The sequence below is a fragment of the Streptomyces sp. genome, assembly GCF_036566765.1.
In the GTDB taxonomy this organism is placed as follows: domain Bacteria; phylum Actinomycetota; class Actinomycetes; order Streptomycetales; family Streptomycetaceae; genus Streptomyces.
Window position 1 is genome coordinate 1 of record NZ_DATCVQ010000758.1, and the last position, 9,592, is coordinate 9,592.

Here is a 9,592-nt window from a genome sequence, read left to right on the forward strand (position 1 = left end):
CGGCGACTCGTCGCCTTCTTCGCCTGCCAGATGTACGCGGCGATGCGGCCGGCCGAGGCGGTGGGGCTGCGGAAGAAGGACTGCTACCTCCCGGAGAAGGGGTGGGGGACGCTGACCCTCACGGAGACCCGGCCGGTGTCCGGCAAGCGGTGGACGGACTCGGGACAGCGCCACGACAAGCGCGGGCTCAAGTCCCGGGAGCCCAAGGCGGACCGGCCGGTCCCCATTCCTCCGCCGCTGGTCGCCATGCTCCGCGCGCACATAGCCGAGTTCGGCACGGCGAAGGACGGCCGGCTCTTCGCCAATGAGCGTGGTGCCGTGCTCGGGACGTCCAGTTACTGGAGGGTCTGGCAGGAGGCTCGGCCGATCGCCCTTCCGCCGGAGAAGGTGGAATCCCCGCTCGCCCACCGGCCGTACGACCTGCGGCACACCTGCATCACGAACTGGCTGAACGCAGGCGTCCCGGTCGCCGAAGTGGCCCGCCGCGCGGGCAACTCGCCTGAGGTCATCCACCGTCGGTACGAGGGCTGCATCGACGGGCACGAGGAGCTGAACAACAGGAAGATCGAAGAGGCCATGGGGTGGGTGCTGGACGCCCAGTGAGGGCCACGGAAGCTCACACGCTACTCACACGGGACCAGTGATAGACAACGACAAAGAGCCGGACTCAGTGGGACTGAGTCCGGCTCTTGATGTCTGGCACTTCTGCTGGTCAGCGGCTTGATCACGCTGTTCCGGCTTCTGTGCCCCCGGCAGGATTCGAACCTGCGCACACGGCTCCGGAGGCCGTTGCTCTATCCCCTGAGCTACGGGGGCGTTGCCGCGTTCGGCGGCGACGGGTAGAACCCTACCAGCATCGTGGGCGTGCCCGTGAACAGGTATTTCCGGGGCGTGACGGGGCGCCGTTCCCCCGCACGGGTCGGAAGTGGGGAAAACCGGGACGCAGCCGTGACCGGACGCCTACTCTCGAGTTGTGTCAGGCGTGTCCGGGCGAGTGCTCGTTGTCGATGACAACCGGGTGATCCGTCAGTTGATCAGGGTCAATCTCGAGCTTGAGGGGTTCGAGGTGGTGACCGCGGCCGATGGTGCCGAGTGTCTGGATGTCGTGCATCAGGTCTGTCCTGATGTCGTCACTCTCGACGTCGTCATGCCGCGGCTCGACGGTCTGCGGACCGCCGCCAAGCTGCGGGACGATCCGCAGACGAGCGGGCTGCCCGTCGCCATCATCAGCGCCTGCACCCCGTACGAGGTCGAGAGCGGGCTCGCCGCCGGTGTCGACGCCTTCCTTGCCAAGCCCTTCGAGCCGGCCGAGCTCGTGCGCGTCGTGCGGCAGCTCGTGCACGACGGACGCCGGCCACCACAGGAAGCGGAGGGGCCGCCGTCCGTCGACGGCAGCAGACACGGGGCCGGGCGGGCCAGTACTCCCCGTAAGTGAGTCCTCAGCACTCCAGCACTGCAGCATCCAGGACTCCTTGCCTCCCTCAGTTTCTCTTTCGCCCGGCCCGGCCCCTTCCTCCCGGCCCCTTCCTCCCAGCCCCCACCACATGACCGCATTCCGAAACCGGTTCGCGTTCCCACCCCCCTCCTCCCATACGCTTGTCCCGTGACCCCCGCGGACCTCTCTCTCACCGTGCAGCACGCCGTGCGCCGTGCGGTCGACGAGGGTGCGTTGCGTGTCACCGTTCCGGCGCGGGTCGTCGTGGAGCGGGCTCGGCCCGGTGGGTGCGGGGACTACGCCAGCAACGTCGCGCTCGCGCTCGCCCGCGAGGCCGGGTGCAGCCCGCGTGAGGTCGGGCTGGCGATCATCGAGCGGCTTCAGGGCAACCCCGAGATCTCCCGTGTCGACATCACCGGGCCCGGGTTCCTCAACTTCACCTTGAGCAGCGATACGCAGCAGGAACTTGTAAGCGGCATCCTGCGGCTCGGCGTCGACTACGGGCGTCGGCCCCCTACCGGGGACCTCGCCCAGCCCGTTCACCGGGCCGACGTCCGCGCCGCCGTCACCGCCGACGCCATCCGCCGGATCCTGCTCTTCCAGGGCACCCTCCTCCGCGTCGCCTGCGAGGACGCCGCCGATCCCGACTGGGCCCAGCTGGGCGTGCGGATCGAGGCGCAGCACGCGCGGGGGCGGCTCGTGACCGACATCGCGCCGCTTCCCGTGCCGTACACGGCCTCCGAGCTGCTCCTGCGGTTCGGGCGCGACGCCGCGCGCTGGGGGCTGCTCTCCGCCGCCGCGCACGACCACGCCAGGCTCGGCGACGAACTTCTCCACCAGCACGAGGGCAACCCCCTCTTCCGGGTCCGGTACGCCCACTCCCGTACCCGGGCCCTCCTCCGCAACGCCGAGCAGCTCGGCTTCCGGAGCGAGCCGCAGCAGGCCGTGGACGCGCCCGCGCTCACCGCCCTGCTGCGCGACCACCCCGCCGTACTCGCCTCGGCCGCCCGCCTCCGCGCCCCCGATCGGGTCGCCCGGCACCTCGAAGCCACCGCCGACGCGCTCCTCGCCTTCCAGCACACGGTCCTGCCGCTCGGCGACGAGAAACCCTCGGCCGCCCACCGATCCCGGCTCGCGCTCGCCGAAGCCGCCGGGACGGTGCTCGCCGGTGGCCTCGCCCTGCTCGGCATCAGCGCACCCGATCAGATCTGAAAGATGCAGCCATGAGCCGTTCCGCCCACCCCGCCGGGCCCCGCCACGCCGACGTCCTCCCCGAGGGGCACTACTCCGGGCCGCCCGCCGACCTCAACCGGCTCGACCCCAAGGTCTGGGCCCGGACCGTGCGCCGCAACGACGAGGGCCTGGTCACCGTCGGCGGGCTCACCGTCGAGGAGATCAGGCAGCAGGTCGGCACCCCCGCCTACATCCTTGACGAGGCCGACTTCCGTGCGCGGTGTCGTGCCTGGGTCGATGCCTTCGGGGCCGATGCCGATGTCTTCTATGCGGGGAAGGCCTTCCTCTCCCGCGCGATCGTCCGGTGGCTCAAGGAAGAGGGGCTGAACCTCGACGTCTGCTCCGGCGGCGAGCTCGCCACCGCCCTCTCCGCCGGGATGCCCGCCGAGCGCATCGCCTTCCACGGCAACAACAAGAGCCCCGAGGAGATCGAGCGGGCCGTCAGCGTCGGCGTCGGGCGCATCGTGCTCGACTCCTTCCAGGAGATCGTGCGCGTCGCGCACATCGCCCAGTCCCTCGGCAAGCGGCAGCGCGTGCAGATCCGTGTCACCGTCGGCGTCGAGGCGCACACCCACGAGTTCATCGCCACCGCGCACGAGGACCAGAAGTTCGGCATCGCGCTCGCCGGCGGGCAGGCCGCCGAGGCCGTCCGCCGCGCCCTCAGGCTCGACGGGCTGGAACTCATCGGGATTCACTCGCACATCGGGTCGCAGATCTTCGACATGGCGGGCTTCGAGGTCTCCGCTCGTCGTGTCGTGCAGCTGCTTGCCGAGGTCCGCGACGAGCACGGCGTCGAGCTGCCCGAGATCGACCTCGGCGGCGGGCTCGGCATCGCCTACACCTCCGCCGACGACCCCCGCGAGCCGCACGACATCGCCAAGGCGCTGAACGAGATCGTCGGCCGGGAGTGCGAGGCCGCCGGGCTGCGCACGCCTCGGATCTCCGTCGAGCCCGGGCGTGCCATCGTCGGGCCCACCGCCTTCACCCTCTACGAGGTCGGCACCGTCAAGCCCCTCGAAGGGCTGCGCACGTACGTCTCCGTCGACGGCGGCATGTCGGACAACATCCGCACCGCGCTGTACGACGCCGAGTACAGCGTCGCCCTCGTCTCGCGCACCTCCGACGCCGAGCCGATGCTCTCCCGCGTCGTCGGCAAGCACTGCGAGAGCGGCGACATCGTCGTACGGGACGCCTTCCTGCCGGCCGACGTCGCGCCCGGCGACCTGATCGCGGTGCCCGCGACCGGGGCGTACTGCCGCTCCATGGCCAACAACTACAACCACGCTCTTCGCCCGCCGGTCGTCGCCGTCCGCGACGGCGAGGCCCGGGTGATCGTCCGGCGCGAGACGGAGGAGGATCTCCTGCGTCTCGATGTCGGCTGATGAAATAGATGTCTCAGGATCCGGACGGAGCGCAGAAACCTCCGTCCGGTGAGTGAGACTGGTCCTCACCGTAGAGATACGAAGAAGTATGAGAAACGAGGTCGGATGATGCGTACGCGTCCGCTGAAGGTGGCGCTGCTGGGCTGTGGTGTGGTCGGCTCAGAGGTGGCGCGCATCATGACGACGCACGCCGACGACCTCGCGGCGCGCATCGGCGCGCCGGTCGAGCTCGCCGGCGTGGCGGTCCGCCGCCCCGACAAGGTTCGCGCGGGCATCCCCGCGGAGCTGATCACCACCGACGCGACCGCCCTGGTCAAACGGGGCGACATCGACGTCGTCGTCGAGGTCATCGGCGGGGTCGAGCCGGCCCGCACCCTCATCAAGACCGCCTTCGAGCACGGCGCGTCCGTCGTCTCGGCGAACAAGGCGCTGCTCGCCCAGGACGGCACGACCCTCTACGAGGCCGCCGACCAGCACGGGCGGGACCTGTACTTCGAGGCCGCCGTCGCCGGCGCCATCCCGCTGATCCGCCCGCTGCGCGAGTCCCTCGCCGGCGACAAGATCAACCGGGTGATGGGCATCGTCAACGGGACCACGAACTTCATCCTCGACGCGATGGACACGTCCGGCGCCGGGTACTCCGAGGCGCTCGACGAGGCCACCGCCCTCGGGTACGCCGAGGCCGACCCCACCGCCGACGTCGAGGGCTTCGACGCCGCCGCCAAGGCCGCCATCCTCGCCGGCATCGCCTTCCACACCCGGGTCCGGCTCGACGACGTCTACCGCGAGGGCATGACCGAGGTCACCGCGGCCGACTTCGCCTCCGCCAAGCGCATGGGCTGCACCATCAAGCTGCTCGCGATCTGCGAGCGGGCCGCGGACGGCGAGTCCGTCACCGCGCGCGTGCACCCGGCGATGATCCCGCTCAGCCACCCGCTCGCCTCGGTCCACGAGGCGTACAACGCCGTCTTCGTCGAGGCGGAGGCGGCCGGGCGGCTCATGTTCTACGGACCGGGCGCCGGCGGTGCGCCGACCGCGTCCGCCGTACTCGGCGACCTCGTCGCCGTCTGCCGCAACCGTCTCAACGAGGCGACGGGCCCCGGCGAGTCCGCGTACACGCAGCTGCCCGTGAGCCCCATGGGCGAGGTCGTGACGCGGTACCACATCAGCCTCGACGTGGCCGACAAGCCGGGTGTCCTCGCCCAGGTCGCGACGGTCTTCGCCGAGCACGGCGTTTCCATCGATACGGTGCGCCAGCAAGGGCGACCCGACGGCGGCGGCGAGGCCTCTCTCGTCGTCGTCACCCACCGCGCGCCCGACGCGGCCCTCTCCGGGACCGTCGAGGCGCTGCGCAAGCTCGACACCGTGCGCGGTGTCGCCAGCATCATGCGTGTTGAAGGGGAGTAAGGACCCATGACCACCAAGGGCACCCACCAGTGGCGCGGCATCATCGAGGAGTACCGGGACCGCCTTCCGGTCACGGACGCGACGCCGGTCGTCACGCTCCGTGAGGGCGGCACGCCGCTCGTCCCCGCTCAGGTCCTCTCCGAGCGCACGGGCTGCGAGGTGCACCTCAAGGTCGAGGGCGCCAACCCCACCGGTTCCTTCAAGGACCGCGGCATGACCATGGCCATCTCCAAGGCCAAGGAGGAGGGGGCGCAGGCCGTCATCTGCGCCTCCACCGGCAACACCTCCGCCTCGGCCGCCGCGTACGCGGTACGGGCCGGCATGGTGTCCGCGGTCCTCGTGCCGCAGGGCAAGATCGCGCTCGGCAAGATGGGCCAGGCCCTCGTGCACGGCGCGAAGATCCTCCAGGTCGACGGCAACTTCGACGACTGCCTCACCCTGGCCCGCGCGCTCTCCGAGAACTACCCGGTGGCGCTGGTCAATTCGGTGAACCCGGTCCGCATCGAGGGCCAGAAGACCGCCGCCTTCGAGATCGTGGACATGCTGGGCGACGCCCCCGACATCCACGTCCTGCCGGTCGGCAACGCGGGCAACATCACCGCCTACTGGCGCGGGTACCGCGAGTACGCCGCGGACGGCCTCGCGACGCACACCCCGCGCATGTGGGGCTTCCAGGCCTCCGGCTCCGCGCCGCTGGTGCGCGGCGAGGTCGTCAAGGACCCGTCGACCATCGCCACCGCGATCCGCATCGGCAACCCGGCCTCGTGGGACTACGCGATCGCCGCGCGCGACGAGTCGGGCGGCCTCATCGACGAGGTGACGGACCGTGAGATCCTGCGCGCCTACCGCCTGTTGGCCGCGCAGGAGGGCGTCTTCGTGGAGCCCGCCTCGGCCGCCTCGGTGGCCGGCCTGCTGAAGGCCGCCGAGCAGGGCAAGGTCGACCCGGGCCAGCGGATCGTCTGCACGGTCACCGGCAACGGTCTGAAGGACCCCGACTGGGCCGTCGCCGGCGCGCCGCAGCCGGTCACCGTCCCGGTGGACGCAGCCACGGCCGCCGAGCGGCTCGGACTGGTCTGAACCCACGTGCCGGAGGGTTCCTGATCCAGGGTCAAACCCGATCAGGAACCCACATAGGCGCACAGGTTGGCGCGCGACACGCATCGTGCGCCTCCTGTGCGCCCTATGTCGCCACAGAACCTTCCTTCGATAGGCTGTACCGAGCCCGCCCCGTTGCATATGCGCGGTGTCGTTGCCGTCGTCGCCCGTGAGGCGCGAGCGGCCCCCGGGTTCTTCGTACCTCCTCCGAACCACCCCGCAAATCAAGGAGAGTCATCGAGAGATGGCCGGTCCCGCGTTCCGCGCCGCCGCCGTACGGGTGCGCGTTCCCGCCACCAGCGCCAACCTCGGGCCGGGCTTCGACGCCCTCGGCCTGTCGCTGGGGCTGTACGACGACGTCGTCGTCCGGGTCGCCGACTCCGGTCTGCACGTCGACATCGCCGGCGAGGGCGCCGAGACGCTCCCGCGCGACGAGAGCCACCTGCTCGTACGCTCCCTGCGCACGGCCTTCGACCTGCTCGGCGGCCAGCCCCGCGGCCTCGAGGTCGTCTGCGCCAACCGCATCCCGCACGGCCGCGGCCTCGGCTCCTCCTCCGCCGCCATCTGCGCCGGCATCGTGGCCGCCCGCGCCGTGACCATAGGCGGCGACGCCAGGCTCGACGACGCCGCCCTGCTCGAACTCGCCACCGAGATCGAGGGGCACCCCGACAACGTGGCCGCCTGTCTGCTCGGCGGCTTCACGCTCGCCTGGACCGAGTCCGGCGCCGCGCGGGCGATCAGGATGGAGCCCGCTGATTCCATCGTTCCGGTGGTTTTCGTGCCCGGGAACCCCGTACTGACCGAGACCGCCCGCGGCCTGCTGCCGCGCACCGTCCCGCACGTGGACGCCGCGGCCAACGCCGGACGCGCCGCCCTCCTCGTCGAGGCCCTGACCCGCCGCCCCGAGCTGCTGCTCGCGGCCACCGAGGACCGGCTGCACCAGGAGTACCGGGCCCCCGCCATGCCGCAGAGCATCGAGCTGGTGAACCGGCTGCGCGCCGACGGCGTGCCCGCCGTCATCTCCGGCGCCGGACCCACCGTGCTCGCGCTGGCCGAGCCGGGCACGGCCGACAAGGTCGCCCGGCTGGCCGGCGAGGGCTGGGCCGCCAACCGTCTGGCCCTCGACATGTCGGGGGCGAGTGTCCTGCCGCTAGCTCCGTAGAGTCCGCGCTCCGTGTCGCGAGCGGCCATCGGGCGGCCGCTCCGACCGGCGCTTTCGAGCGGACACGGATTGCCGGTGAGGGAGAGGGGGAATGTTTGTTGGAGCCGGTAGTGTTAACCTCAAGTCTGCACCCGACGTCTTTGTGGCGCGGTGCGGAGTGTCCCCATCAGGGACCACCCATTCTTCCGGGAGCCTCCCCAACTGCCTGAGCAGCCTGCCTGAGCAGTTTCGAGCACGCTCCGGAACCGGCACGACACCCCTCGCTCTTCCCCGGTGAGGGCCGAGCAGGGGGCTCGGGCCGGACCCACAGCACGTATTTCTCTTCCGCCGTACCCGGCGGGACCACCGCCCCGGACACGGTCCACAAACAGGACCGATGCCGGACAGCACAACCGGTCGCCGAGCCAGATGGCCGACGTCCGCTCCAGGGAAGGACCCTTCGTGAGCGACACCACCGATCTGATGGGCGTGACTGCCGACAACAGTGTCGACAACGCCGCGCCCGCCGCAGGTGCTGCCACTGGCACCACCGCACGGCGCCGCCGCTCCGGCACCGGCCTCGAGGGCATGGTCCTGGCCGAGCTGCAGCAGGTCGCGTCCGGCCTCGGCATCAGGGGCACCGCGCGGATGCGCAAGAGCCAGCTGATCGAGGTCATCAAGGAGGCGCAGGCCGGAGGCGGCCAGGCCCCCGCGAAGTCCGCCGACACCGCGGAGACCAAGCCGAAGCGCCGCGCCACCTCCAAGGCCCGTACGGGCGACGACGCCGCCGAGCCGGCCGCGCCGAAGGCCGAGAAGGCCGCCCAGCAGCAGATCGACATCCCGGGCCAGCCTTCTCCCAAGGCCGCCGTCTCCGTCGAGGCCGGCGACGAGCAGCCCGCGGGCGAGCGCCGTCGCCGCCGTGCCACCGCGCCGGCGGGCAGCCCCGAGGGCGAGGTCAAGGCCGAGGCCAAGGCCGAGACCCGTACCGACGCGCAGGCCGACGCCAAGGCCGAGGCCGCCGTCGACGGCGCCGAGGGCCGCGGCCGTCGTGACCGCGGCGAGCGCGGCGAGCGCCGTGACCGCGGCGAGCGTCAGCGCGACCGCCGTGACCGCGGCAAGGGCGACGACCAGCAGGGCGGTGGCCAGGGCGGCCAGCGCCAGCAGCGTCAGGGCGGCCAGCCGCAGAACACCGGCCCCCAGGACGACTTCGACGACGAGGGTGGCCGTCGCGGGCGTCGTGGCCGCTACCGCGACCGTCGTGGCCGTCGTGGCCGTGACGAGTTCGCCGCCGGTGAGCCGCAGGTCTCCGAGGACGACGTCCTGATCCCCGTCGCGGGCATCCTGGACATCCTCGACAACTACGCGTTCATCCGGACCTCCGGCTACCTGCCCGGCCCGAACGACGTGTACGTCTCCCTCGCCCAGGTCCGCAAGAACGGCCTGCGTAAGGGTGACCACGTCACCGGCGCCGTGCGTCAGCCGAAGGAGGGCGAGCGCCGCGAGAAGTTCAACGCGCTGGTCCGCCTGGACTCCTCGAACGGCATGGCCGCCGACTCCGGCCGTGGCCGCCCGGAGTTCAACAAGCTGACCCCGCTCTACCCGCAGGACCGGCTCCGTCTGGAGACCGACCCGGGTGTGCTGACCACGCGGATCATCGACCTCGTGTCGCCGATCGGCAAGGGCCAGCGAGGCCTGATCGTGGCCCCGCCGAAGACCGGCAAGACCATGATCATGCAGGCGATCGCCAACGCGATCACCCACAACAACCCCGAGTGCCACCTGATGGTCGTCCTGGTCGACGAGCGTCCGGAAGAGGTCACCGACATGCAGCGGTCGGTCAAGGGCGAGGTCATCTCCTCGACCTTCGACCGTCCGGCCGAGGACCACACCACGGTCGCC

Annotated in this window: 7 protein-coding genes, 1 tRNA gene and 1 pseudogene; 8 read left to right on the top strand and 1 reads right to left on the bottom strand. The window is 71.3% G+C overall.

Annotation, left to right across the window (positions count from 1 at the left end):
• Nucleotides 1–603, top strand: a pseudogene (locus VIU94_RS43785) (tyrosine-type recombinase/integrase); the annotation flags it as partial.
• Nucleotides 604–744: 141 nt separating this feature from the next.
• On the opposite strand, the gene VIU94_RS43790 reads toward VIU94_RS43785, so the two are convergent.
• A tRNA-Arg gene (locus VIU94_RS43790) sits at nt 745–816 on the bottom strand.
• Between the two features lie 166 nt (nt 817–982).
• Here VIU94_RS43790 and VIU94_RS43795 point away from each other — a divergent pair.
• From VIU94_RS43795 to VIU94_RS43825, 7 genes are all read left to right on the top strand, one after another.
• Nucleotides 983–1,435 carry a response regulator gene (locus tag VIU94_RS43795; RefSeq protein WP_331921174.1) on the top strand — a complete coding sequence of 151 codons (453 nt, stop codon included), beginning with the start codon at nt 983–985 and terminating at the stop codon, nt 1,433–1,435.
• Nucleotides 1,436–1,603: 168 nt separating this feature from the next.
• Entirely contained in the window at nt 1,604–2,647 is a 1,044-nt protein-coding gene (gene nrtL, locus VIU94_RS43800) for an ArgS-related anticodon-binding protein NrtL (protein ID WP_331921164.1), read from the top strand.
• An 11-nt stretch (nt 2,648–2,658) separates the two neighbouring features.
• Nucleotides 2,659–4,050 (top strand): diaminopimelate decarboxylase, encoded by a 1,392-nt coding sequence (gene lysA, locus VIU94_RS43805; RefSeq protein WP_331921166.1) that lies wholly within the window; start codon nt 2,659–2,661, stop codon nt 4,048–4,050.
• Nucleotides 4,051–4,158: 108 nt separating this feature from the next.
• Nucleotides 4,159–5,457, top strand: coding sequence for a homoserine dehydrogenase (locus VIU94_RS43810; protein WP_331921176.1), 1,299 nt, complete (start codon nt 4,159–4,161; stop codon nt 5,455–5,457).
• Between the two features lie 6 nt (nt 5,458–5,463).
• A complete protein-coding gene (gene thrC / locus VIU94_RS43815) occupies nt 5,464–6,534 on the top strand; it encodes a threonine synthase (protein ID WP_331921168.1) in 1,071 nt (356 codons plus the stop codon).
• A 262-nt stretch (nt 6,535–6,796) separates the two neighbouring features.
• Nucleotides 6,797–7,714, top strand: coding sequence for a homoserine kinase (thrB, locus tag VIU94_RS43820; protein WP_331921170.1), 918 nt, complete (start codon nt 6,797–6,799; stop codon nt 7,712–7,714).
• A gap of 441 nt (nt 7,715–8,155) precedes the next feature.
• The coding region (locus tag VIU94_RS43825; RefSeq protein ID WP_331921172.1) for a Rho termination factor N-terminal domain-containing protein at nt 8,156–9,592 on the top strand (1,437 nt) is incomplete at its 3' end.